Source organism: Cognataquiflexum aquatile (assembly GCF_003316845.1).
GTDB classification, from domain to species: Bacteria; Bacteroidota; Bacteroidia; order Cytophagales; family Cyclobacteriaceae; genus Cognataquiflexum; species Cognataquiflexum aquatile.
In genome coordinates this window covers 1-24,133 of the sequence record NZ_QMIK01000007.1, presented here as the reverse complement: position 1 = coordinate 24,133, position 24,133 = coordinate 1, and the positions used below count along the sequence as shown (strand labels likewise).

The following is a 24,133-nucleotide window of genomic DNA, read 5'->3' as shown; positions in this document are numbered from 1 at the left end:
ATTAAATAGTTGGAATTTATGATAAGAATTAAAAGTGTAAAAATTTTTGCATTTGTTATTGCATTGGTTTTTGGACAGGACATTCGGGCCCAAGTAGTCACAGACAACAGAGACGGGGCATTCACCGAATTTGGGTATAGACAAGGTACAGCCTATCGGACTGCTTCCGGTAAGCCCGGTCCGATGTACTGGCAAAACGGTGCCGATTACCTGATTGACGTGGCTTTGGACGAAACCAACCATATCCTAAAAGGAAAAATCACCATCACCTACAAAAACAACAGCCCTGAGAATCTGGATTTTGTATGGCTTTACCTAGAGCAAAACAGGTTTACTTCAGACTCAAGGGGACAACTGACCACTCCTGTACAGGGCAACCGCTACAACGGTGATGTGGATGGCGGCTATAAAATCGAAAACCTCAAAGCCCAAGTCGTCGGGAAAAACAGACCTGTTTCGGAAAAACACCTGATCAGCGACACAAGGATGCAGGTATTTTTTGCAGAACCTATTCCTGCCAATGGTGGAAAGGCGATTGTTTCTATGGACTTCGAATACAAAATTCCTGAAAAAGGAATGGACCGCATGGGCCGCCTCAAAGTCAAAGACGGGACGATATATGCCATGGCGCAATGGTATCCCAAAGTCGCAGTCTTCGATGATGTCAAAGGTTGGAATACCGATCCCTATCTTGGTGCAGGTGAGTTTTATCTCGGATATGGGGATTTTGAATACAAGGTCACTGTACCTTTTGATCACATTGTAGTTGCTTCTGGTGAGTTGCTCAATCCTACCCAAGTGCTTACCAAAGAGCAGCAGAACAGGATGAATAAAGCTGCTGAAAGTGATGAGCGTGTGTACCTCATCAGCCCTGAAGAAGTGACAGATTATGCCAATCACCGTCCAAAACAGGAAGGAACCATGACTTGGCATTTTAAAATCAACAATGCTCGGGATGTGGCATTTTCAACTTCCAAAGCTTTTATCTGGGATGCAGCAAGGATCAACTTACCAAGCGGAAAGAAATCCATGGCACAGTCTGTCTATCCAAAGGAAAGTGACGGGCAGGAAGCTTGGGGAAGATCAACAGAATATGGCAAAGCCTCCATTGAACATTATTCCAAAAAATGGTATGAATACCCTTATCCTGTTGCGGTCAATGTCGCCGCAGAAATCAATGGGATGGAATATCCCGGAGTCAATTTCTGTAGCTGGAGATCCAAAGGATCGGGACTATGGGGGGTGACTGACCATGAGTTTGGACACAATTGGTTCCCAATGGTGGTAGGAACAAACGAAAGAAGACATGCATGGATGGATGAGGGATTCAATACTTTCATCAATTATTACAGTTTCCTGGAATTCAATAACGGGGAATATACCAACTCTTTGATCCAAACAAGAAGATACCTTGGTTGGCTGACTAGCAAAGACCGCGAACCGATCGCCACACATGCTGACAGAACCCAATCCAACAATCTTGGCATGGTTGCCTACATGAAACCTGCTTTGGGTCTGATGATGTTAAGGGAATATGTCCTAGGGGCGGAGCGTTTTGACAATGCCTTCAGGTCTTATATCAAAACCTGGGCTTACAAGCATCCACAGCCCACGGATTTCTTCAACCACATGGAAAATGTTGCAGGGGAAAACCTGGATTGGTTCTGGAAAGGATGGTTCTATAGCAATGCCAATATCGACCTCGCTATCAACAGCGTGCAGCCTTACGGAGCAAATTATTTGGTTTCACTATCCAATCTCGGTGAAATGCCGATGCCGGTACTTTTGGAAATCACCTACGATGACGGTCAAAAGGAAAGAAGAATGCTACCTGTAGAAATCTGGTTCAAAGGAAACCAATGGAGTCACCTGCTCAAAGTAGATAAAAAAGTTGTCGGTGTTGAAATTGATCCTGACAAAGTGATCACAGATATCAATGTTGCCAATGACAAATGGCCTAGTGGGGTGTATAAGGATTAAGATTGGTTTACCATCTAAAATAAAAAGGAGGCTTATGCCTCCTTTTTTTTGTCTACTTCATCCCATTGATCCACTCCTTGATTAATTCCAGTCCTTCCTGATGTACCGTAACCCTGCCGATTTCGGGCATGGCGGCACCCACCTGATTGGTGGACATACGGTAAGTCAGGATGGATTGGTCTGCCTGTCCGGGAACAATATCGTATTTGAATGTCCCCGCACCGAAGCCTGCCGCAACAGGGGTTTTGTTGATGCCAAGTTTCAAGGGATCTTTTTCTTCATAAGTCAAAAACAACCCTGAAGTGCTTGCGGGTCCATCAGCCCGGTGGCAATGTCCGCAGTTGATGTCTAAATAAGCTTTTGCGCGGAGCTCTAAGGAATGGGAAGAAATGTTGTAATCCACCATGGCTGGATAAGTTGTTGGATCATTCAGATCCGAGAGGTATCCCATCTCTTGCCATTTTACGAGTTGGTTTTTTTCTCCTTCGGCAAATCTGATTTCATGGTTGAGATGCTTGGCTTTGACACCGATAGGAACAAGTTGCTCTTTCTCATTGTGGCAGCTTTTGCATTGGTTTTTGTTGGGCACGATGTAATTGATGACTTGCTCTTTTCCTTGAAGGTCTGTCCACCCCACCTCGATTTCTGCTCCTACAACTTTGTATATTGCATCGCTTTGGTCTTCTTTCCAAACGTATGGAAAGGCATCCCAAACCCCGTTTCTTTTTACCATCAGGCGGGTTTCTACGATTCTTTTTTCCTCTTCAGGTTTTCTGAAATCTGCCGGATAATAGAAGTTCTTGATGATGAACGTATTGTCAGGGAAATCCATGCTGCCTTCGACATCTTCCCGGATGCTAGCAGCAGCACCTTCCGGCATCCAGATAAACCTTGACTTGTGCGCGTAATCCGTAAAGAGTGAAGAAGCAGGTTCATACAAAAGCACTCCATCATCAGGATCAAGGGATTTCAGTTTTCCTTTGAAAAAACCATAATCCGACAGGTTTTTGAAAGGAATCTGGCTGAAATCCAGAGAAGCAGTCTCGACCAAAGGGGCTTCTGTTTCTGAGATTTCGACTTTGCTGACTGCGGTTTGATCCTGTTTTTTTTCGCAGGAAAAAACCAAAAGCAGTAGGCCTAAAGCCAGGTTAATCGAAAAGTGCTTTTTATACGATTTCATAACTTAAAGATTCGCAATGGCACTGACATCTGTTTTGACCTGCACTTCACAATTGAAAGGCGCATAATCCTTTGAAGATTTGATATTGTCCTCACCCTCCCAAAGGTCAAAAAGCGTAAAATGCATTTTTTCCATTTCCTTTTCCCTGATACAGATTTTCATGGGATTTGATTGGATATTGTCTGATATGGTCTTGTCCCAAAATCCATCATAGATGATGTCCTGAGTTCGGGCAAATCCATGGGCATTGTAAACTGAAATCAGCTGCCCAAATTCCTTGGTGAAGTCAGGAAAATGCCAGGTTCTTTGGTAGTCATTGTCATGTACAAAAATATTGGAGGTAAATGGAGACCAATTTGGTGCATCCATCGGGAATCCTGTGACGTGGTAGTTGGCAATGGCGAGCCCCACTGTTTTGTTTTTGTGGATTCGGTTGTCAAAAATCTCCACTTCCTTGGCAGCCAAAATGACGATGCCCGAACCGGGAGGAATCATCGTCACGGTATTTCCGTTAGGATCCTCACTCAGCGCAGTGGCAAAATTTTTATGGTTGTTGTGGAGGATTTCGTTGTTGTAGATTTTTGTGCCCCGCCCATCGGACTTTGGAAGACCGGGTAGATTGAATACCAAAATCCCTCCTGAGTTATCCCTGACTGTATTTCCGTAAACTTCGGCATTGTCTGAATTCTCGATTTCGATTCCTGCCACATTGCCAAAGGCTAGAGAATTTCGGACAATGATGTTTTCAGATTGGCCGACATAAATCCCGGCATCTTTGGAATGGGAGGCGATGCATTCGTCGATCAGGACATTTTTACATTGGACAGGATAGATGGCATAAGTTCCGTTTTTGGATTTGTCGCCATTGGTCCAGGTGACATTGACTTTTCGGAAAGTGATCCCGTCGCAGTGCTGTGATTTGATGCCGTCACCGGGTGCATCTTCGACACTCAGGTCTTGGATGGAAATATTGTTGCCTACCAATTTGACACCTTCACCTCCGGCTTTAAGGTCCCTGAAGGAAAGGACAGTTTCGGTCAGTCCCGCCCCTTTGATGGTAATGTGGTTTTTGTTGTCAAGGATCAGTTGGGTTTTCAAGGCATAGAATCCCGCAGGTATTTCAATGACAGTACTGTCTTCTGCAAGTACAAACTGCTCGATGACTTTCTCGATTTCTTCCTGCGTGGCTATTCTTAATTTGGAGGAATCAAAAGTACTCTCCGTCGTGCTGCTGTTGCAAGAAAATAGTACAGGGTACAAAAATACCAAAGCAAAAAAGGGAATGTATCGACTGAGATCTTTCATAGTAGATTTTGGGTTTTTTTGAAAAGAAATTTGAATCGGATAAAGAGAAAATACGCTTTACCAATTTTGATAATTGCCAAAATTACAATTTATTGTGAGGGAAGGCTATTGATAAAAATCAAAAAATCAGATGTTTGCACGGATTCTGCTCAGCGTTTCCAGGCTCATATCGAGGTAAGAAGCAACCTGACCGACTGCTGCTTTTTGGATGATAAGAGGTTTGGTTTCTATCAATTCAAGGTAGCGCTCTTTGGCGGTTTTGAACTTTGAAAAAATGAGGTGCTCCTCCAAAGCCACATAATATTGTTCCAGAATCAGCCGGTACAAATGCTCCAAATGACTGTCTTTTTCAAACAAATCCATTAAGTCTTGGTAGCTGATTTGGTACAGGTGGCAGTGCTCGAGGGCTTCGATGGTTTCGTAAGAAGGCTTTTGGGAAATAAAGCTGGACATGGATGCGATGAACTCACCGGTCATGCTGAAGCTGATGGTGATGTCCTTTTTATCCTTGAAATAATAACTCCGCACAAATCCTTTGTTTATGAATGAAAGCTGATTGCAAACTTCCCCTTCCCGGATCAATGTTTCTCCTTTGGGAATGCTTTTTTCGTGAAGTTTCCCGACAAACCGCTCCAAGGATTCTTGTGGGATGTTTGAAAATTTTTGAAGGATATTGAGGATGGCTTCCATATTTGGTATACCTAAAGAAATGTCAAATCAGATATTCAATGGATATGCGGTTTATCTGAAAACGTCAACCAAAAATAAGATAGAAAACTTCATTTTGGACTTTTTACCCGGTTAGGGTTGTCTTCCAGGAATGATTTCCATCCTTCCGTCCGGCCTCTTGTCTGCAGCCTACCATCGTGAAAATGATGGCAGAGGGCTACTGCAAGCGCATCAGTCGCATCAAGAAGTTTTGGGATTTCTTCAATTTTGAGCAGGGTTTTGAGCATTTCTGCCACTTGGATTTTCGAAGCATTTCCATTTCCGGTGACTGATTGCTTGACTTTTTTGGGAGAATACTCCGTAATCGGAATATCCCTCGCCAAAGCTGCTGCCATGGCAACCCCCTGTGCACGTCCTAGTTTGAGCATGGATTGGACGTTTTCGCCATAGAATGGAGCTTCTAAAGCCACCGTGTCAGGATGAAATTCATCAATGATCCCTGTGACTCTCTCAAATATCTTTTTCAGCTTCAATTCATGCCCGACATACTTTTTGAGATGGATGACACCAAACTGCAATAGACTGTACTTTTTTCCTTCAATCAGGATCAAACCATAGCCCATCACATTGGTGCCGGGGTCAATCCCCAAAATTATTTTTTCCTTTGCGTCTTTTTTATCTTCTTTACTCATTACCGCAAGTTAAAGCAATTCATGCTAACATTTTACCTTTTGTTTGGGATAGTTTATGGGCTTCTGCTGCTTTTATTGGGCAAAACCTGGAAGCAAAAGTCCCAAATTTTCCCGAAATATAGAGAGCCTGAGTTGGTTACCATTTTGATTCCTTACAGAAATGAAGAACAAAATATTCCGACACTTTTTGGCCAATTGTCCGGCCTTTCCCATAGGCCGCTACAGCTTGTTTTTATCAATGACAATAGTGAAGATGGTGGGAAAAAGAAGCTTGATGAATTGATTGAATCGCTATCAGATGAGCAATTGGACGTTATTTCGCCGGAAAGCGAAGGTGAAGGAAAGAAAGCCGCACTGAAAACAGGAATCAAAAAAGCCTTTGGAAGTCTTATCCTGACCACCGATGCAGATTGTTTTCTACCCACGGATTGGGTGGAGAAAATGATCCGGCTTTTTTCCGATGAAAGTATAAAAATGGTCGCAGGTCCTGTTTTACCCAAAGGAGATATCGGTTTTTTTGAAAACTTCCAACAGATCGAATGGGCAAGTATTCTGTTGGTCACGCAGGCCGGGTTTCATTTGGGTTCTCCCATCATGTGCAGTGCGGCCAATATGGCTTATAGAAAATCGGCCTTTTTGGAGGTGGAGGGATATCAGGGGAATGAGGATCTTTTGTCGGGAGATGATGAGTTTTTATTGAAAAAGTTGGTCAATAAATTCGGGCCTGAATCTGTTGTCTACCTCCAAGAAAGCCTTGTTTGCACACAACCGCAAGGTTCGTGGAAGGCACTCTTTTCACAAAGGATCAGATGGGCATCAAAATGGAATTCCCACAAATCATTCTCCCATACCTTGGCTTCAGTCCTGCCGGTTCCTGTTCAGGTTGCCTTCCTTTGGAGTTTTTCCCTGCTTTTTATGGGAATCCCTGGGATGTTGGTATTTGCAGCAGTCTGGATTTTGAAGATTTACTTTGAAGCAAAAACCTTGGGAAATGTTTTGAGGAGTTTTGGGATTAGACCGCATTGGATCTGGTTTTTGTTTACAGGAATAGTCCATCCTGTTTACGTTCTTGTAAGTGCATTCGGGGCTTTATTTGTAAAATTTGAGTGGAAAGGAAGATATTCTTCTGGGAAGGGTTAATTTTGGGTCTGAATACAAAATAAAATGACTGACAATGAGTTTGATTTACTGGATGAATTGTATTTCGTCCAGCCCTTTAGTTACCTGAAAGAAACCTTGGGATGGGAAGACCAAAGGCTTTTGATTACCTTGAAAGCTCTCCATTCGAAAGGATTTATCAAATGTCTTTTTGCACCTGACGATGAGGTTTTCGGTACGGTGGATTTTGAAGCAAAAGGAAAGGATTTATTTTACCTCGCCACCAAAAAAGGCCTTATGGAACATAATGCCCTCTAAAAAAACTGACGTGACCGTACAACTAGTCAAATATCAAAAGAAGGAACTTGAGCTCAAGGCACTCTTGGAAATCACTCAGGCTATCAATGAGAATAAGTCTGCGGCTGTGCTTTTTGATATATTCAAATTTACCTGCTTGGTGCATTTGAATATCAAGTCGATTCTTTTGTACATGTCAAACCATGACCACTTTGAAAAAAAAATCAGCCATGGGATCAAAAGCAAAGTCCCTGACGCGATTCTTTCTGAAAAAATAAATTTTGACAAAGCGAGCGGGGAATTGAATATTGAGGTGGGTGAAGGTTTTTCGTTTGCTGAACTTGAAAATTACCTTCCTGTTTTCCACAAGGAGAAAATGCTTGCCATTCTTTTTCTCAAAAAGAAAGATGAAAAAGAGGACTTAGACCTTGATTTTACCCAAGCCCTGACCAATATCATGGTGGTGGCATTGGAAAACAAGCGCTTTGCCAAGCGGCAACTTGAGCAGGAAAGGCTCAATAAAGAAATGGAAATTGCCTCCAATGTGCAGCGGATGCTTTTTCCTGCAGTCCTTCCACAGACTGATAAACTCAAAGCCAAAGTGACTTACATTCCCCATTCTACGGTAGGCGGGGATTATTATGATCTGATCCAAAAATCCGAGGAAGAGGTCTTTTTCTGTATTGCCGATGTCTCAGGCAAGGGCATGCCGGCGGCTTTGCTCATGTCCAATTTCCAGGCAGCATTGAGGACCTTGCTGAGGAGTTCTTCAGATTTGAAAATGATCGTGGAGCAGTTGAATTATACCATCTTTGACAATACCAAAGGGGAGCGCTTCATTACTTTTTTTCTAGGTTATTACAATTACAAAAAAAGAGAACTGACCTACGTCAATGCCGGGCACAATCCTCCGGTTTTGTGTTGGGAGGGAGAAAAAAGGACGGAGACATTGGGTGCAGGGACAACTGTACTTGGTGCTTTTGAGCAATTGCCATTCCTGGAAGTGGGTAAAAGAATCCATCTTAAAGGCTTTACACTCCATCTTTATACAGATGGCTTGACCGAAAGCTTTGACAAGAATGAAAAGGAATATGGAGATGACCGCTTCAATCAATTTGTCAAAAGCCACCTTTGCCTTGATCCAAGTATGTTTCATCAGCTGTTTTTTGAGGAATTGAGAATTTTTTCCACCGGTGGTGAGCAAAGGGACGACATTACCTTGCTCAGCTTAAGATTGCAATAGCATGGTCTGGATGCATCACGTGCCCTCCTTGATCCCGAAAGTTTTCGATAAATTTATCTGGAACAAAAACCGGGATGAAAAGACGATTTATCTGACCTTTGATGATGGCCCGGTGCCGGGGATTACGGATTTTGTACTGAATGAACTTTCAAAAAGAAACATGAAAGCCACGTTTTTTATGGTAGGCGCCAATGTCGAAAAGCATCCTAACCTTGCCAAAGAAGTACTTCAAGCAGGAAATGGAATCGGTAACCACACTTTTAACCATTTGGATGGATACCGAAATCCTGATGCCTTATATCTGGAAAATATTGAAAAGTGCCAGAAGATCCTTCAAGATACACTTGATGTAAGCCCGGTAAATTTCCGTCCACCATATGGAAAGATTTCCAAAACCCAATCTAAGCTTGTACTTGCACAACATCAGATCGTCATGTGGGATGTTTTGTCAGGGGATTATGACCAGGATCAAAGTGCGGAGAAATGCCTGGCCAAAACCATACAGTACAGCAGAAACGGATCTATCGTACTTTTTCACGACCAACAAAAAACAGAAAGGGTTGTTAAGAAGGTGTTGCCCGATTATCTGGACTTTATAATAGATAAGGGCTTTCAAACGGGGGTGTTATGATTTATGGATTGGCGGTAATAGTTGTTTTTTTATTGCTGCTGCAGGATTTTTTGCTTGTGGTTTTGCTTCAGATGAATTTTGAAAAATACGACGAAACCCAAAAACCGGATTTTCCAAAAGTCAGTGTATTGATTCCTTGTAGGAATGAAGCTCAAAACTTACCGCGTTGTCTTGATTCCATAGAGAAACTTGATTATCCAAAAGACAGGATCCAATTTGTCTTTGGAAATGACAGAAGCACAGACGAGACATCCGCAATCCTCAGTTCTTGGGTGGCTAGCCATTCCAATTCCATATTGGTGGAGGTGGTTGAAGGTGATAGTAAGAGAAGGAACGGCAAGGCGAATGCCCTTATCCAAATGGCTAAATCCGCAGATGGGGATTTCTATTTGTTTACTGATGCGGATTGTGTTGTACCTTCAAATTGGGTCAAATCCATGGTTTTGGCTCAAAAAAACGCTGATGCCGGTATAGTGACAGGTATTACGCATATTGGTTCCGGTTCTTTATTTGGAAAAATGCAAGCCTTCGATTGGTGGCTTTCCTTAGGAATGGTCAAGGTTATGAATGACCTCGGCATATCTGTGACCTCTATGGGAAATAACATGCTGATTACAAAAAAGGCTTATAACTCCGTGGGAGGATTTGAAGGAATTCCATTTTCCCTCACAGAAGATTTTGAAATGGGCAAAGCCATCGAAAAGAAAGGATATAAAGCTGTCCATCATGTCTCAGCTGATAATCTCGTGGAGACTTTGCCTCAACAAAATCTGAAAGGATTATTGGACCAAAGAAAAAGGTGGATGCATGGGGCAATGGATTTGCCGATATATTGGAGAGCTGTTTTGGCTATGCAGGTCTTTTTTTTTCCCGGTATTATTTATTTGTGTTTTTTACATCCTTTTGAAGGAGTCACGGTTTGGCTGATTAAAGTGGCAATCCAATCCTTATTTATTTACTTATTCTCGCTCAAAACAGGTCAAAAATTAAAAATTGCCACTTTGTTCCTTTTTGAAATATATTATTTGTTTACCTCATGGTCCACAATAGTTTATTATTTTTGGCCGTCAAAAACAGACTGGAAAGGGAGAAAATACGGATGAAGTTTACAGATACACATGCCCATATCTATTCAGACAAATATAATGCGGATAGGGATGAAGTGATAAGGAGGACTGTGGAGAATGGCGTACACAAAATCTACATGCCCAATGTTGATGTGGACTCCATTGATGCGATGTTGGAAGCAGAGATGAAAAACCCTGGTGTCTGTATCCCTATGATGGGCTTGCATCCCTGCGATGTCAACGCTGAATTTGAAAAGCAGCTATATGTTATGGAGGAATGGATCGGAAAGCGGGAGTTTGCAGGAATCGGGGAGACGGGACTAGACCTGTATTGGGACAAGACCTTCTTTGAGCAGCAAAAGGAAGCACTAAAAATCCAGATCCAATGGGCAAAGAAAATGAAATGGCCGATCATATTGCATTGTCGGGAATCCATGGACGAGACCATCGCCATCATCAGGGAAGAAAAAACGGATGACCTGAAAGGGATTTTCCATTGTTTTACTGGGTCAGTAGATCAAGCCAAGGAAATCATTGAATTGGGTTTTTTGCTTGGAATCGGTGGTGTGTCAACTTACAAAAACGGAGGCTTGGATAAAGTACTTCCTGATATCGGTCTAGAACACCTCGTTTTGGAGACGGACGGACCTTACCTTGCACCGATACCCCATCGGGGCAAAAGGAATTCCCCGGAATACATTCCCTTGATTGCGCAGCGTGTGGGAGACTTGACGATGAGTACCTTGGAGCGGGTTTCTGAGGTTACAGAAGAAAATTCAAGAAAAATATTTCATCATTTTTAGTTATGAATTATAAAATAATCAGGATCAATTCAGCCGCCAAAAATGCAGTTCATTCCTCTGTTCTCATTATTTATACAGGAGGAACTTTGGGCATGGCCTATGACGAATCAGGCGCTTTGGTCCCTTTCAACTTTGGGCAGATTATGGAAAAGGTCCCGACCTTGACCAATATGAATATTGCGATCACTGTCATTTCCTTTCCTGAACCGATTGATTCCTCTAATATCAACATGCAGCATTGGTTTGATATGGCCTATATCATTTATGAAAATTATGACAGCTATGATGGGTTTGTGATTTTACATGGCACAGATACCATGGCGTATTCTGCTTCGATGATGAGCTATATGCTTAATGGACTGAGTAAGCCCGTGGTATTTACCGGTGCGCAGTTGCCGATTTCTGCGATGCGGTCAGATGCCCGGGAAAACCTGATGACTGCCTTGGAGATCGCTTCTGCAAAATCAAACGGAAAGCCGGTGGTACCAGAAGTCTGTATTTTTTTCAACCATATGTTATTGAGAGGCAATCGATCCAAGAAGGTGCAGAGTGTCCATTTTGATGCTTACGAATCTGAAAACTATCCTGCCTTGGCGGAAGCAGGGATTATCATTGATTATAATTTTGCAGCGATTAGGCCATATGAACAAATCAAGAAACTGAAGTTTTTCAACAAGCTGGACAACAATGTGATCATCATCAAACTTTTTCCAGGCATCACAGCAGCAGTCTTGGATTCCTGTTTCAGCATCAAGGGACTGAGGGGTGTTGTATTAGAAACCTACGGTTCAGGCAATAGCCCAAGTGAAAAGTGGTTTATTGAATCCTTGGAAAAAGCAGTCAAAAATGGAATCATCATCCTCAATGTGTCACAATGCAACGGTGGCAGGGTCATCCAAGGAAGATACCATACAAGCAAAGATTTGAAAAGGATCGGTGTATTGAGTGGTAGCGATATTACCACCGAAGCGGCGGTTACCAAGATGATGTTTCTTTTAGGCAATGAAACAGATGATGCGGAAATCAGGAGAAAGCTAGTATTGCCGATTGCCGGCGAAATGTCCCCGCCAAATTAAGGGCCTTTTTTTACGGGAGAAGTTTGGATAGCCTCCGATTAATTTATTTCTTTGCACTCCGATTCAGAAAAGGATCAAACTAGAGAGGTGTCCGAGTGGTTGAAGGAGCACGCCTGGAAAGTGTGTATACCTCTAAAGGGTATCGAGGGTTCGAATCCCTTCCTCTCTGCAAAAAAGATAAGTCCAAGACTTATCTTTTTTTTTACCTTATTTTGATACATATCATCATTTTTTTATTCTTCAAAAATTAAGTGAAATACCTGTTTTAAATCAAAATTACGAAGGATTTAATCGCAAAAATTCCTCAAATCACTTTTTCATTCCTTTTATTTCCCGTCTAAGTCCATTTATATAAATTTTCTAAACCTTTCATTTTCCTTGGTTTAGCTTTCGGGAATTTAAGTTTCAAAGGTGCAGAAGTCATTTTTAAAAAATTTATGAAAGTTTCCTTTGCAATTTGAAATGAAAAAATGATAACTTTAAAATCTCATTATTACTTTAGAAACCGTTTAACCTTAATTTAATTCTCTTTAAAAACTACTCTATGAAAAAGTTAATCGCTTTATTCATGCTTTCCGGAATATTGATGTTTCCGGTGACTACGAAAGCTCAAGATGCAGAAGCTCAGGATTCTGCCGCAGTTGAAACTACTGAAGTTGTGGAAGCAGCTCCCGAACCGGCACCCGTTCTCGTCGATGACGAAGTAATTGGTGAGGAAAAAGGATTTCATCAAATGATCAAAGAAAAGTTCATTGAAGGTGATCCACTTTGGATGGCCCCAGTATTGTTGTGTTTGATTCTTGGTCTTGCTATCGCAATTGAGAGAATTTTTACTCTAAATCTTGCTACAACAAACACTAAAAAATTATTGATTAAAGTTGAAGATGCCCTTAATTCAGGTGGAATTGAAGCTGCAAAAGATGTTACCAAAAACACAAAAGGCCCTGTTGCATCTATTTTCACTCAAGGTCTGATGAGATACACGGAAGGTATCGACATGGTAGAGAAATCAATCATCTCTTACGGTTCAGTTGAAATGGGTCGTTTGGAAAGAGGATTGGTCTGGATATCCCTATTTATCGCTCTTGGTCCAATGCTTGGATTCTTGGGAACGGTTGTTGGTATGATTCAGGCTTTCGATGCTATTGAAGCTGCAGGTGATATATCTCCATCCTTGGTTGCGAGTGGTATTAAAGTGGCCCTCTTGACTACAGTTGCGGGTTTGATTGTTGCAATTATCCTCCAACTATTTTACAATTATTTGATTTCCAAAATCGATTCTATTGTGAATGATATGGAAGATGCATCAATTTCTTTGGTAGATATCTTAGTGAAGCATAAATTATCAAAGTAGTTTGAATTGGTTATCCAATTTAAATTGCGTCTAACCTAATCTAAAAAATGATATGGATCTAATAGATTTCTTTATATATCTTGCTGATATAATGCTCTTATTGGGTATAGTATTGGCGATAGTATTGCCTTTAATAAAATCACTCGATGATCCCGGATCTCTGGTTAAAACTGGAATTGGATTTGTAGCGATTGCAGGAATTTTGGTGGTATCCTACCTTATTTCTGATGGTGAAGTCAGTGCTAAGTTTGCCGCTGACCCGTTTAATTTGACTCCTGAAATGTCAAAATTTATTGGAGGCTGTTTGTTGGCGACCTATTTATTGGGTATTGTTAGTTTGGTTGCTATTGTTTATGCGGAAATTAATAAAGCGGTAAAGTAATGGCAAAAAGTAAGAATAGAATGGTTCAGGAAGTAAATGCAGGATCCATGGCGGATATTGCATTCCTGTTGCTGATTTTCTTTTTGGTCACGACCACTATTGCCTCAAACAAAGGTATTCAAAACCTTCTTCCCCCTAAGCAGGACCCTAATGTTCCCCCACCGGAAATTAACCTAAATGAAAGAAACATTTTCAATATTTTGGTGAATGCAAATGACCAGCTTTTGGTAGAAGGAGAATATGTTGAGAATACTGATATGCTTGCAGAAGACATCAAAGATTTTCTTTTGAACTTTGGTGCCCCTGATGAGGAAGCAGTAGCTTTATTCAACGGCCTACCCCAATCTTTAAAAGCAAGAGCAAACAGAGACCCTAAATCATCGGATCATCCAATGAGCGGTGGTGCAGTTGTTTCTATAAAGACCAATAGGGGAACAAGTTATGAAAAATACCTTGAGGTGCTTGATCAAGTCAAAAAAGCATATTTTGAAATTTATGCAGAAAGAGTTGGTCTGACCGCTGAACAATATAGAGCCTTGACCGGGAAGAATCCGGCTGAAAAAGAATTGATGGATAGAGGGAAAGAAGGGATTCCTCTAGCAATCTCGATAGCAGAACCAGATAAAATAGGAGGAAGTTGATATGGGAAAGTTCAAGAAAAAAACCAAAACCTCGGAAAACATTCCGACATCAGCATTGCCTGATATTATTTTCATGCTTTTGTTTTTCTTCATGGTGACAACTGTGTTGAGAGAGCAGGATATCCTGGTGGAACAAAGATTGCCACAAGCAACTCAGCTTCAAAAACTGGAGAATAAAACTTTGATTTCCTACTTGTTTATTGGTAAACCTAGGAACCCCGCATTGTATGGTACAGAGCCAAGGGTTCAAGCCAATGATGTGCTGATCAATACAAAAGATATCGTGCTTTGGGTAAACCAAGAGAAAGATATGTTGTCTGAGGTTGAAAGGGATCAAATAACAATTTCCTTAAAAGCCGACAGGGAAGTAAAAATGGGTGCAATTTCTGATGTTCAATTTGAACTGAGAGAAGCTGATGCTAGAAAACTCTTGTATGCGTCAACTACTAAGGTTGTAAACTAGTTTATAATAAACTTAAAAATGGAAAGCTATCCCAAAAGGATAGCTTTTTTTACTTTTATTTAAAATGGAGATGGTAAAAACTAATGAGAAAAAGAAAGTTCAGAATGCCTGGGCAATGTATGACTGGGCCAATTCTGTTTATAGCTTGGTAATTACTTCTACCATCTTTCCTGTTTATTTCAATGGGGTTACCAAGTCTGAAGAATATGGAGATGTAGTCTCTTTTTTTGGGTTTAAGATTGTCAATACAGTTTTGTACTCCTATTCCATCTCATTTTCTTTTTTTGTCATCGCTCTGGTTTCGCCTTTGCTTTCCGGGATGGCTGATTATGGAGGGAAAAAATTAAAGTACATGAAATTTTTTGCCTATCTAGGTTCCCTTTCATGCCTTGGACTATTTTTTTTCGATGGTAATAATTTAGAGTATGGGATTATCTGCGCAGTTTTGGCAAGTATTGGTTATGCCGGAAGTATAGTATTCTACAATGCTTTTTTGCCTGAAATCGCCACTGAAGATGAATTTGATTTTTTAAGCGCCAGAGGTTTTGCCCTTGGCTATATAGGAAGTGTAATTTTATTGGTATTGAATTTATTTATGATTCAATCTCCGGAAACATTTGGTCTCTCCGACGGTGGTCAAGCAGCACGGTGGTCTTTCTTGATAACGGGGATCTGGTGGGCAGGATTTTCACAGATACCATTTAAGTACCTTCCGGAAAATCCTTATCATAGAAAGGTTAAAAAGGCTTTGTTCCTAAAGGGTTATCGAGAGATAAATAAGATCTTTCAAGTCGTAAAAAAGACCAAAGTAATGCACAGATTTTTAGTTGCTTTCTTCTTTTATAGTATGGGAGTTCAAACCGTCATGTATTTGGCAGCATCATTTGGGGACAAAGAACTTGGCATGCCTGGTGACAAATTGATAATTACCATATTGATTATCCAGATTGTAGCCATTGTAGGAAGCTACTTGTTTGCTTATTTGTCTAAAGCTTTGGGGAATAAAATTTCTTTGGTGATCATGGTTTTTATCTGGGTTTTGATATGCGGTGCGGCATATTATGTAGTCAATGAATACCAGTTTTATGCTTTGGCTTTTGTAGTGGGAATGGTAATGGGCGGAATACAATCCCTTTCTCGATCAACATATTCCAAGTTAATTCCGAAAGACACAACCCAACATGCTTCATTCTTTAGCTTCTATGATGTGACAGAGAAAATTGCCATAGTTTTGGGTACATTTTCATATGGAATCATAGAGCAGATTACCGGAAATATGAGAAACAGCTCTTTGGCTTTGGGTTTGTTTTTCTTTGTTGGTCTTGGGTTTTTGCTTCTTTTAAGGATTCCAAAACAGGATTTTCAAAACATTGTCGAGATAAAAAATGCTTGAAATCATTAAGGGAAATAGGGTGTCAGAATTGGACAAGGCTTTTGTTCAGTCAAAGGGCATATCATCTTGGGATTTGATGGAATCGGCTGCAACCTCTTTTTTGGACTGGTTTAAAATTCATTTCAAAAATTGCGACAAAGGTATTTTTATTTTTTGTGGACCAGGAAATAATGGGGGAGATGGTTTGGCTATTGCCAGATTACTAGAAATGGAAGGCTATGGCTTGACTGTAGTGACTTTTGAAGATTTTATGAATTGTAGCCACGATTATCAAATTAATTTCAAAAAACTACCAATCGGTGTTAGGGTCAAGAGTTATGAAGGATTCGATTACCATCAATTACAGGACAATATTTGTATCGATGCAATTTTTGGAGTAGGCATAAATAAACCGATTTCGGGGAAATACTTAGACTGTATCGATTCCTTAAATCTGTCAAATGCTTTAAAAATCGCAATTGATATGCCTTCTGGAATTCCTTCTGAATCTGTTTTGGAAGGGGCAGCATTCCATGCGGACATTACTTGTACTTTTCAATTTCCAAAACTGGGCCTCCTGGTTCCTGAACATGCAGGTTATACCGGGGAAATTGAAGTTTTGGACATAGGTATTCCTTCCTCGTTTTTGAAATCCTTTGGGCAAAACAGATGTTTTGTTCAGCAGGGAGATGTCCCACCATTGCATAAGCACTTTAATAGTTTCAGTCACAAAGGAGACTTCGGAAAGATCCTTCTGATTGGTGGAAGCATTGGAAAGATGGGGGCGATTTTGCTTAGTTCAAAGGCAGCATTAAGAACCGGAAGTGGACTGGTTCATGTCCACGCCCCTTTTGAGGAAAGGTTTGTTTTGCAGATCGGTGCTCCCGAAGTGATGGTTAGTGACAAACTGGATTTCTCCGAAATAGGTCTTTTTGATGCGCTGGGAATAGGTCCGGGTTGGGGAACTGATGTTGATCCTAATTATTTGGAGAAGATTCTAAAATCAGCAAAAAAACCGGTGGTCATCGATGCGGATGGTTTAAATCTCCTTTCGAAAAATAAACATTTGCTGCAAAGTTTGCCTTCAAACAGTATCCTTACTCCCCATCTCAAAGAGTTTGAAAGGCTAGTCGGGACAAGTAAAGACCATTTTGATAGACTTGATAAAGCACGGGAATTTTCCTCAAAATTTGGAATTTATCTTATATTGAAAGGAGCATTAACATCTATATCTTGTCCTGATGGTATTCAGTATTTTAATTCTACCGGAACCAAATATATGGCCACAGCGGGATCAGGAGATGTCCTCACAGGGATGATTACCTCTTTTCTGGGTCAAAGATATAGCCCGTTTCAAGCAGCGATTTGCGGAGTTTACCATCATGGACTTGCAGGGGAATTGGCTTCCAAAAATAAGAGAAGGGGAATGATTGCCTCCGATATTATTAACGCCATACCCGAAACATATTTAAATCTTGGGATTGATTGAGTTTTTTTCCTAAATGAGAACTTTAACAAAATCGCAGTGGTTGCATTAAGAATCTTTTCAATCTCATGAATAAAGAAAAATTAATACTTTGGACCATTGCGGCTATCAATTTTACCCACATAGTGGATTTCATGATTTTGATGCCTCTTGGTCCGCAATTGATGCGGATATTTGAAATTACACCAAGAGAATTTGGATTGCTTGTTTCCTCTTACACTTTTAGCGCCGGAATAAGTAGCTTTCTAGGTGCTTTTGTATTGGATAAATATGACCGAAGAACTATCCTTTTGTGGGTATTTACGGGCTTTTTACTTGGAACAATAGCCTGTGCACTTTCTCCAAATTATCCGATCCTTTTGATTTCCCGAATTATTTCAGGTGTTTTTGGAGGACTTACTTCCGCTTTGATCATGGCCATTATCGGAGATGTTATCCCTGATTCCAGAAGGGGCAAAGCCATGGGTCTGGTAATGGCGGCATTTTCTGTAGCTTCAGTCGTAGGTGTTCCTTTTGGGTTGTTTATCGCAAGCATTTCGAATTGGCACGCCCCTTTCATTTTTCTGACCGGATTATCCCTGATCATATTGGTATTGATTTTCAAATTTATTCCTTCCATTACAGCACATCTCGATAGCCATCAAATGAAGCCAACTCCGATGCAGGTTATCAGACGGGTGACCGGAAACAGCAATCAGATGAGGGCAATTTCTCTTACCATTATGATGATGTTTGGGCAGTTTATGATCATACCCTTTTTGAGTCCGTATATGGTCGCAAATGTTGGTTTTTCGGAAATCCAGCTCACTTATATTTATATGGCTGGAGGGTTATTTACCATATTTACTTCTCCTTGGGTCGGCAAATTGACAGATAACCATGGAAAGATTAAAGTTTTTACAGTCTTTATGGCTTTGAATATCATCCCGATTGGGTTGATAACCCATTTGGGGCAAACACCCATTCCTTTTGTATTGATGATATCAACCCTGTTTTTTGTGACTTCCAATGGAAGAATGGTTCCTGCGGCGGCTTTGATTACAGGAACAGCAAAACCCGAAAACAGGGGAAGTTTTCTGAGTTTCAATTCCGCAGTTCAACAATTGGCAGCAGGTATTGCCTCATTTATTGCCGGTTTGATTTTGGTAGAAGGTGAAGGGGGGTTATTGCTCAATTTCAATTTTGTGGGATATTTGGCTATATTCTTTAGTTTACTTTGTATTCCTCTGGCAAGGAGAATAAAAGTAGTCGATATAGGCGAAGCATCTGTAAAGCTTGAAGTTGAAAAAACTAGGTAAAAAAAAAGCCGCTGATTAAGCGGCTTTTTTTTTGATTAAAACTCAGCATGTCCGGGAGTCCTTGGAAATGCAATGACGTCCCTGATATTTCCCATCCCCGTGACAAAAAGAACCAAGCGTTCAAAGCCAAGTCCGAAGCCGGCATGTGGGGTTGATCCGAATCTTCTTGTATCTAGATACCACCACATCTCTTCAGTTGGGATATGCATTTCTTCCATCCTTTTTGTCAAATATTCAAGTCTTTCTTCACGTTGAGAACCGCCAACAATTTCACCTATCCCTGGGAATAAGATATCCATGGCAGCCACTGTTTTGCCGTCATCATTTTGCCTCATATAGAATGCCTTGATGTCTTTTGGGTAATCGGTGAGGATTACAGGCTTGTTGAAATGCTTTTCGACGAGGTATCTTTCATGCTCAGATTGCAGATCTACGCCCCATGATTCTATCAGGTACTGGAATTTCTTCTTTTTGTTATGGTTTGAATTTTTTAAAATATCAATGGCCTCGGTATACGTGATTCTCTGAAATTCATTTTCTACCACAAACCTGAGTCTATCAATGAGTCCCATTTCACTCCTTTGATCCGCTTTTTTGGAGGTTTCTTCTTCAGCTGCTCTTTTGTCCAAAAATTCCAGATCATCTTTACAGTTTTCCAAGGCATAAGAAATCACATATTTCAGGAAATCTTCTGCCAAATCCTGATTGTCCTGGGCATCATAGAATGCCATCTCAGGCTCGATCATCCAAAATTCAGCTAAATGCCGCGCTGTATTGGAATTTTCTGCCCGGAATGTTGGCCCAAAAGTATAAATCTCTGCCAAACCCATAGCAGCAAGTTCACCTTCAAGCTGACCGGATACCGTCAGATTTGTTTCTTTTTCAAAGAAATCCTCTTTGAAATTGATTTTACCTTCATCCGTCAAAGGAGGATTTTTCAAATCCAATATGGTCACCTTAAAAGTCTCTCCTGCACCTTCTGCGTCTGAAGAGGTAATGATCGGTGTATGGATATAAAAGAATCCTTTGTCATTGAAATATTTATGGACCGCAAAAGCCAAGGCGTGCCTGATCCTGAAAACAGCTCCAAAAGTATTGGTACGGATTCTCAAGTGGGCAATTTCTCTTAGAAATTCAAGAGAATGTTTTTTTGGCTGAAGTGGATAGGTCTCAGAATCAGCTTCACCAAGGATTTCGATGGTGGAAGCAGCCAATTCGGCCTGCTGCCCTGCACCTTGGGACGCCACTATTTTTCCGGTTATTTTTAGACAGGCTCCTGTGGTGACTTTCTTCAGAATTTCCTCACTGATATATGCGGGATCCGCCACTACTTGGTAGTTATGGATGGAGGAACCGTCATTGACAGCTATGAAAGTCACGTTTTTATTGCTTCTTTTGGTCCTGACCCATCCCATTAGTGTTGCATCCTGACCGATTAAGTCATTTTCGAGAAGTTTTTTTACTTTAATTCTTGTATTGAAAGCCATAGAAATGGAAGATTGATTTTGTTTAAATAACCCCAACGGATGATGGATAATTAAAGGGAATGCAAAAAAACGATTAAATAAGCTTTTTATCAATAATTTGTTCTTATTTCCTAAATTTGAAATACTGAAAGTATAATAAACACCGTTTTTGGTGAGCCTTCAGTTTAAATTCTTTAGAAATATATTAGCGTATGCAAAAACTACATTTAAGTCAGGTACTTTCCCAGAAACTTTCTCCACAGCAGATCCAATTCATCAAGCTGTTGCAGGTTCCGACTGCAGAATTGGAATCACGTGTAGAGGAAGAGCTGGAGATCAACCCGGCTCTGGAAGAAGGAAAAGAAGAGGATAGCAATGAATCTGAAGAAAATGAATACGAAGACAGTTTTGATGATGAATCCGGATTTGAGGACAAAGATGTAAATATCGATGATTACTTGAGTGATGATTACAGTGGTTACAAAATGCAGGGAGACGGCAATTATTCTCCTGATGAGGATGACAGGGAGATTCCAATCTCCGGAGGCGCTTCATTGCATGAGCAGCTGATCACTCAATTGGGTTTTTTGAAGTTAAACGATAGGCAGAAGCTGATCGGGAGACAATTGATCGGCAGTATAGAAAACGACGGCTACATAAGAAGGGATCTAGAGGCCATTATCAATGATTTGGCTTTCGGACAAAATATTGAAACAGACCTTGATGAAATTGAAGAGATATTAAGAAAAATCCAGAGTTTTGATCCGGCTGGCATAGCGGCAAGGAATCTCCAGGAATGTCTACTGATCCAATTGGAGAGAAAAGAGCACCCTGATGATCCTAATGTTCAAAACTCAATTAAAATCATCAGTGAATGTTTTGACGAATTCACCAAAAAGCATTACACCAAAATTCAAAAAAAGCTTGATCTCAATGATGAGGATATAAAAGATGCGGTCAATATGATAACCCGCCTCAATCCTAAGCCAGGAGGCACTTCTGATGGTTTAATAAAGACCCAATATATTATCCCGGATTTTATTTTGACCAACGTCAATGGCAAATTCGAAATATCTCTGAATTCTAAAAATGCGCCTGAACTTCGTGTGAGTAGGTCCTATTCAGAAATGTTTGATGCGTATGACAAAAGCGATAAAAAGGATAAAAAGCTCAAAGACACAGTCACATTCGTCAAGCAAAAACTAGATGCCGCGCGTTGGTTTATTGATGCCATCAAACAACGACAGCAAACATTGCTTAGAACCATGCAGGCAATTTTGGATTATCAAGAGGAATTTTTTGTAGACGGAGAAGAGACGAAGCTGAAGCCGATGATCCTCAAAGACATCGCAGACAAGATCGAAATGGATATTTCAACTGTTTCCCGTGTGGCAAACAGCAAGTCAATTCAAACTGAAGTAGGTATTTTTCCACTGAAATATTTCTTCTCTGAAGGCATTGCTACCGATTCCGGAGAAGACGTAAGCAATAAAGAAGTTAAGAGTGTATTGCAGACGATGGTGGATGGAGAAAGTAAAAAAAGGCCTCTTTCTGATGATAAATTGGTTAAAATCCTGAATGATAAGGGGTATAACATTGCAAGGAGGACAGTTGCCAAATATAGGGAGCAATTGCAGATCCCCGTTGCTAGACTTAGAAAGGAACTGTAAGTGGCACATAAATTAGCATTGTTTCTTTCTTATACCTTTCAGCCATTGTTAATTCCCACGCTGATATTTGTGTTTTTATTGTTTGGTATACCGGAGGTTTCGGCATCTCAGTATTACAATGAGTGGTTTATTTTAATGATGGTGTTTGTAACCACCTTTGTTATCCCCGTTTTGAGCCTGCTGACTATGAAACTAACCGGTAATATTGGATCAATACATCTCGAGAACAGAGACGAGAGAGTTTTCCCTTTTTCTACAGTCAGCCTGTTTTATGGAATTTCAACCTACTTGTTTTATTTAAAATTTGAAATTGAACCGGTTTTTATCCTCGCCCTGGCCTCTATTACCATTTGCGTTATCTTATTGACCAGTGTCACATTTTTTTGGAAAATCAGTGCCCACATGACAGGTATAGCTGGGTTTCTTGCAATAATTATTGTGATTGCGCTAAAAAATCCCGCTTTCAACCTTGTCAATTTTTTGTTGGCAGGTATAATATTATCTGGTTCGGTAGCTTCCTCCAGACTTTACCTTAATGCCCATACGCCGATTGAAATTTTTGGAGGCTTCTTATTGGGGTTTTCGGTTTGCTTCGGTACCTTCTATTCATATTTATAAAAAAAGGCCGGATGTCCGGCCTTTTTTCATTAGATATTAAAATTTATGGTCTTAAAACAAGGCTATAGAAACTCCAAAATTAATTTGGGTTGCTTGGGTATTGAAAGGGCCTTTATTTTTTTGGAATACTTCATTTAGTCCATAATAGCCCCAAAGGTTAAACCCTGGAAATCCCAATCTGGCATGAACACCATATCTGAACTGGTTGAAGCCAAAGGCCTGTCTGTCCTTGATTTTTCTTTCCAGACCATCCGGATCACTAAAGGCAATTTTGGACTGTGCTTGGAATAGATAACCCACTTTTCCACCGATCGCTAACCTGACACTTTTGTCATAATTATTTTTATTGAAGTGGTACCTAAATTCAAGAGGCACTTCCAAGAAATTAAGTCCCACATTATTTACCCCTAGAACAATATCGTCTCCATATACTTCAGATACTGGTAGCAATTCGCTTGAATTAGGTCCAACCTCAGCGTTGTTGAATAGATTTTTTCCTCCTTCAAACGCAAATTTATCCGAAGCAATACCTATTCCGGGGTTGAAAGAAAATCCGGAATTTTCTCCAAAAATATTGATTGGATATTGGTAATAGACATTGAAAGACCTGGACTTAAAAAACTCTGTATTCAATTCACTCGGTTTATTGTTTAGGGTATTAAAACCCAGTTCTAAAAATAGGTCACCTTTAATATTTGGCCTTCCACCGATAGGTGTTTTCTCTCGTTCCTGTGCAAAAAGGGAATATACAATGATTAAATTCAGTAAAATTACTAATGAGAAGCTTTTCATGAAAAGGGTATTATATTTAAAATTCGGGCTAAATTATAAAATCAAACTTGATTTGCGTTTCTTTTTGTCTTAATAATTCTTAATTGTTTTTTGAAGAAAAGATTTTGCTCCTCAAAACAATTGATCTTGTTTTTGTAAATCCGAAATTCGTAACTACTTTTGTGTCCCCAATATGGCCTCGTAGCTCAATTGAATAGAGCACTTGATTACGGCTCAAGAGGTTTCAGGTTTGAATCCTGACGAGGTCACACTTCACATGACAACGGTATGTGATAATTATTGAATGGCAGCTGGAGGATATATAGTTCTTTTTTGGAAACTGGGAAAAATTTTAAAAGAATTTGTTCCACAATTTCAACAAGTTAGATGAAACTTAATTATAGAATTGATTTTCTTTATTTTCATCTCTTGTAAAACTTCTAATTATTCATACCTTTGCACTCCTGTTTGTAAGGAACGGGAGAAAGAGATGGGTCGAGAGTCCTGCGATACTGCCGGATGAGGCGGTAAAAGTTCATTGAAATACTGGAGAAACGACATTAAAAAGGCC

Annotated in this window: 23 protein-coding genes and 2 tRNA genes; 19 read left to right on the top strand and 6 right to left on the bottom strand. The window is 40.4% G+C overall.

Going from position 1 to position 24,133, the window contains the following annotated elements:
- Window positions 1-18 precede the first annotated feature (18 nt).
- Window positions 19-1,980 carry a M1 family metallopeptidase gene (locus tag DQW11_RS18460; protein WP_113925600.1) on the top strand — a complete coding sequence of 654 codons (1,962 nt, stop codon included), beginning with the start codon at window positions 19-21 and terminating at the stop codon, window positions 1,978-1,980.
- 52 nt (window positions 1,981-2,032) lie between these two features.
- Here DQW11_RS18460 and DQW11_RS18455 read toward each other — a convergent pair whose 3' ends face one another.
- The 4 genes from DQW11_RS18455 to ruvC form a co-directional block, all read right to left on the bottom strand.
- Window positions 2,033-3,160, bottom strand: coding sequence for an SO2930 family diheme c-type cytochrome (locus DQW11_RS18455; protein ID WP_113925599.1), 1,128 nt, complete (start codon window positions 3,158-3,160; stop codon window positions 2,033-2,035).
- Window positions 3,161-3,163: 3 nt separating this feature from the next.
- Window positions 3,164-4,465, bottom strand: coding sequence for a parallel beta-helix domain-containing protein (locus tag DQW11_RS18450; protein ID WP_113925598.1), 1,302 nt, complete (start codon window positions 4,463-4,465; stop codon window positions 3,164-3,166).
- A gap of 126 nt (window positions 4,466-4,591) precedes the next feature.
- On the bottom strand, window positions 4,592-5,155 hold the full coding sequence (locus tag DQW11_RS18445; RefSeq protein WP_113925597.1) for a Crp/Fnr family transcriptional regulator: 564 nt from the start codon (window positions 5,153-5,155) through the stop codon (window positions 4,592-4,594).
- 89 nt (window positions 5,156-5,244) lie between these two features.
- On the bottom strand, window positions 5,245-5,826 hold the full coding sequence (ruvC, locus tag DQW11_RS18440) for a crossover junction endodeoxyribonuclease RuvC (RefSeq protein ID WP_113925596.1): 582 nt from the start codon (window positions 5,824-5,826) through the stop codon (window positions 5,245-5,247).
- 21 nt (window positions 5,827-5,847) lie between these two features.
- Between ruvC and DQW11_RS18435 the strand changes: the two genes are divergently transcribed.
- From DQW11_RS18435 to DQW11_RS18365, 15 genes are all read left to right on the top strand, one after another.
- Window positions 5,848-6,966, top strand: coding sequence for a glycosyltransferase (locus DQW11_RS18435; protein WP_113925595.1), 1,119 nt, complete (start codon window positions 5,848-5,850; stop codon window positions 6,964-6,966).
- A gap of 24 nt (window positions 6,967-6,990) precedes the next feature.
- Entirely contained in the window at window positions 6,991-7,242 is a 252-nt protein-coding gene (locus DQW11_RS18430) for a hypothetical protein (RefSeq protein ID WP_113925594.1), read from the top strand.
- Between the two features lie 10 nt (window positions 7,243-7,252).
- Window positions 7,253-8,464, top strand: a complete 1,212-nt coding sequence (locus DQW11_RS18425) for a PP2C family protein-serine/threonine phosphatase (RefSeq protein WP_113925789.1) — start codon at window positions 7,253-7,255, stop codon at window positions 8,462-8,464.
- A gap of 1 nt (window position 8,465) precedes the next feature.
- Window positions 8,466-9,095 carry a polysaccharide deacetylase family protein gene (locus DQW11_RS18420; RefSeq protein ID WP_113925593.1) on the top strand — a complete coding sequence of 210 codons (630 nt, stop codon included), beginning with the start codon at window positions 8,466-8,468 and terminating at the stop codon, window positions 9,093-9,095.
- Window positions 9,092-10,198, top strand: coding sequence for a glycosyltransferase (locus DQW11_RS18415; RefSeq protein ID WP_113925592.1), 1,107 nt, complete (start codon window positions 9,092-9,094; stop codon window positions 10,196-10,198). The genes DQW11_RS18420 and DQW11_RS18415 overlap by 4 nt, the downstream gene beginning before the upstream one ends.
- Window positions 10,195-10,965, top strand: coding sequence for a TatD family hydrolase (locus DQW11_RS18410; protein ID WP_113925591.1), 771 nt, complete (start codon window positions 10,195-10,197; stop codon window positions 10,963-10,965). Before DQW11_RS18415 ends, DQW11_RS18410 begins: the two co-directional genes overlap by 4 nt.
- Before the next feature lie 2 nt (window positions 10,966-10,967).
- Window positions 10,968-12,041, top strand: coding sequence for an asparaginase (locus tag DQW11_RS18405; RefSeq protein WP_113925590.1), 1,074 nt, complete (start codon window positions 10,968-10,970; stop codon window positions 12,039-12,041).
- Between the two features lie 81 nt (window positions 12,042-12,122).
- Window positions 12,123-12,210 (top strand) — tRNA-Ser (locus DQW11_RS18400).
- A gap of 375 nt (window positions 12,211-12,585) precedes the next feature.
- A complete protein-coding gene (locus tag DQW11_RS18395) occupies window positions 12,586-13,395 on the top strand; it encodes a MotA/TolQ/ExbB proton channel family protein (protein WP_113925589.1) in 810 nt (269 codons plus the stop codon).
- 52 nt (window positions 13,396-13,447) lie between these two features.
- A complete protein-coding gene (locus DQW11_RS18390; protein WP_113925588.1) occupies window positions 13,448-13,777 on the top strand; it encodes a hypothetical protein in 330 nt (109 codons plus the stop codon).
- The gene (locus DQW11_RS18385; protein WP_113925587.1) at window positions 13,777-14,418 is read left to right on the top strand and encodes an ExbD/TolR family protein; all 642 of its coding nucleotides are present in this window, start codon (window positions 13,777-13,779) and stop codon (window positions 14,416-14,418) included. Before DQW11_RS18390 ends, DQW11_RS18385 begins: the two co-directional genes overlap by 1 nt.
- Window position 14,419: 1 nt before the next feature.
- Window positions 14,420-14,881, top strand: a complete 462-nt coding sequence (locus DQW11_RS18380) for an ExbD/TolR family protein (RefSeq protein WP_113925586.1) — start codon at window positions 14,420-14,422, stop codon at window positions 14,879-14,881.
- A 70-nt stretch (window positions 14,882-14,951) separates the two neighbouring features.
- Window positions 14,952-16,274, top strand: coding sequence for an MFS transporter (locus DQW11_RS18375; protein ID WP_113925788.1), 1,323 nt, complete (start codon window positions 14,952-14,954; stop codon window positions 16,272-16,274).
- Window positions 16,267-17,742 (top strand): NAD(P)H-hydrate dehydratase, encoded by a 1,476-nt coding sequence (locus DQW11_RS18370; RefSeq protein WP_113925585.1) that lies wholly within the window; start codon window positions 16,267-16,269, stop codon window positions 17,740-17,742. Before DQW11_RS18375 ends, DQW11_RS18370 begins: the two co-directional genes overlap by 8 nt.
- Window positions 17,743-17,807: 65 nt before the next feature.
- Window positions 17,808-19,037 (top strand): MFS transporter, encoded by a 1,230-nt coding sequence (locus DQW11_RS18365; RefSeq protein ID WP_113925584.1) that lies wholly within the window; start codon window positions 17,808-17,810, stop codon window positions 19,035-19,037.
- A gap of 35 nt (window positions 19,038-19,072) precedes the next feature.
- On the opposite strand, the gene asnS is transcribed toward DQW11_RS18365, so the two are convergent.
- Window positions 19,073-20,524: an asparagine--tRNA ligase gene (gene asnS / locus DQW11_RS18360; RefSeq protein WP_113925583.1), complete on the bottom strand. Its 1,452-nt coding sequence runs from the start codon at window positions 20,522-20,524 to the stop codon at window positions 19,073-19,075.
- A 191-nt stretch (window positions 20,525-20,715) separates the two neighbouring features.
- Here asnS and rpoN point away from each other — a divergent pair, with 191 nt between their 5' ends.
- Window positions 20,716-22,173, top strand: a complete 1,458-nt coding sequence (gene rpoN, locus DQW11_RS18355) for an RNA polymerase factor sigma-54 (protein ID WP_113925582.1) — start codon at window positions 20,716-20,718, stop codon at window positions 22,171-22,173.
- Complete coding sequence (locus tag DQW11_RS18350) at window positions 22,174-22,791, top strand: phosphatase PAP2 family protein (protein ID WP_232826797.1); 618 nt, start codon at window positions 22,174-22,176, stop codon at window positions 22,789-22,791. It abuts the gene before it with no gap.
- A 51-nt stretch (window positions 22,792-22,842) separates the two neighbouring features.
- Here the strand turns inward: DQW11_RS18350 and DQW11_RS18345 are convergent, their stop codons facing one another.
- Window positions 22,843-23,583, bottom strand: coding sequence for a porin family protein (locus DQW11_RS18345; protein WP_113925581.1), 741 nt, complete (start codon window positions 23,581-23,583; stop codon window positions 22,843-22,845).
- A 174-nt stretch (window positions 23,584-23,757) separates the two neighbouring features.
- On the opposite strand from DQW11_RS18345, the gene DQW11_RS18340 reads away from it, so the two are divergent.
- Window positions 23,758-23,831, top strand: a tRNA-Arg gene (locus DQW11_RS18340).
- Window positions 23,832-24,133: the final 302 nt, after the last annotated feature.

Excerpts from the sequence above, each read along its gene's own strand:
- ruvC (WP_113925596.1), bottom strand. The coding sequence starts at position 5,826 with ATGAGTAAAGAAGATAAAAAAGACGCAAAGGAAAAAATAATTTTGGGG.
- DQW11_RS18375 (WP_113925788.1), top strand. The coding sequence starts at position 14,952 with ATGGTAAAAACTAATGAGAAAAAGAAAGTTCAGAATGCCTGGGCAATG.
- DQW11_RS18455 (WP_113925599.1), bottom strand. The coding sequence starts at position 3,160 with ATGAAATCGTATAAAAAGCACTTTTCGATTAACCTGGCTTTAGGCCTA.
- DQW11_RS18420 (WP_113925593.1), top strand. The coding sequence starts at position 8,466 with ATGGTCTGGATGCATCACGTGCCCTCCTTGATCCCGAAAGTTTTCGAT.
- DQW11_RS18395 (WP_113925589.1), top strand. The coding sequence starts at position 12,586 with ATGAAAAAGTTAATCGCTTTATTCATGCTTTCCGGAATATTGATGTTT.
- rpoN (WP_113925582.1), top strand. The coding sequence starts at position 20,716 with ATGCAAAAACTACATTTAAGTCAGGTACTTTCCCAGAAACTTTCTCCA.
- DQW11_RS18460 (WP_113925600.1), top strand. The coding sequence starts at position 19 with ATGATAAGAATTAAAAGTGTAAAAATTTTTGCATTTGTTATTGCATTG.
- DQW11_RS18385 (WP_113925587.1), top strand. The coding sequence starts at position 13,777 with ATGGCAAAAAGTAAGAATAGAATGGTTCAGGAAGTAAATGCAGGATCC.
- DQW11_RS18405 (WP_113925590.1), top strand. The coding sequence starts at position 10,968 with ATGAATTATAAAATAATCAGGATCAATTCAGCCGCCAAAAATGCAGTT.
- DQW11_RS18390 (WP_113925588.1), top strand. The coding sequence starts at position 13,448 with ATGGATCTAATAGATTTCTTTATATATCTTGCTGATATAATGCTCTTA.
- DQW11_RS18410 (WP_113925591.1), top strand. The coding sequence starts at position 10,195 with ATGAAGTTTACAGATACACATGCCCATATCTATTCAGACAAATATAAT.
- DQW11_RS18435 (WP_113925595.1), top strand. The coding sequence starts at position 5,848 with ATGCTAACATTTTACCTTTTGTTTGGGATAGTTTATGGGCTTCTGCTG.
- DQW11_RS18445 (WP_113925597.1), bottom strand. The coding sequence starts at position 5,155 with ATGGAAGCCATCCTCAATATCCTTCAAAAATTTTCAAACATCCCACAA.
- DQW11_RS18415 (WP_113925592.1), top strand. The coding sequence starts at position 9,092 with ATGATTTATGGATTGGCGGTAATAGTTGTTTTTTTATTGCTGCTGCAG.
- DQW11_RS18450 (WP_113925598.1), bottom strand. The coding sequence starts at position 4,465 with ATGAAAGATCTCAGTCGATACATTCCCTTTTTTGCTTTGGTATTTTTG.
- asnS (WP_113925583.1), bottom strand. The coding sequence starts at position 20,524 with ATGGCTTTCAATACAAGAATTAAAGTAAAAAAACTTCTCGAAAATGAC.
- DQW11_RS18430 (WP_113925594.1), top strand. The coding sequence starts at position 6,991 with ATGACTGACAATGAGTTTGATTTACTGGATGAATTGTATTTCGTCCAG.
- DQW11_RS18365 (WP_113925584.1), top strand. The coding sequence starts at position 17,808 with ATGAATAAAGAAAAATTAATACTTTGGACCATTGCGGCTATCAATTTT.
- DQW11_RS18345 (WP_113925581.1), bottom strand. The coding sequence starts at position 23,583 with ATGAAAAGCTTCTCATTAGTAATTTTACTGAATTTAATCATTGTATAT.
- DQW11_RS18370 (WP_113925585.1), top strand. The coding sequence starts at position 16,267 with ATGCTTGAAATCATTAAGGGAAATAGGGTGTCAGAATTGGACAAGGCT.
- DQW11_RS18380 (WP_113925586.1), top strand. The coding sequence starts at position 14,420 with ATGGGAAAGTTCAAGAAAAAAACCAAAACCTCGGAAAACATTCCGACA.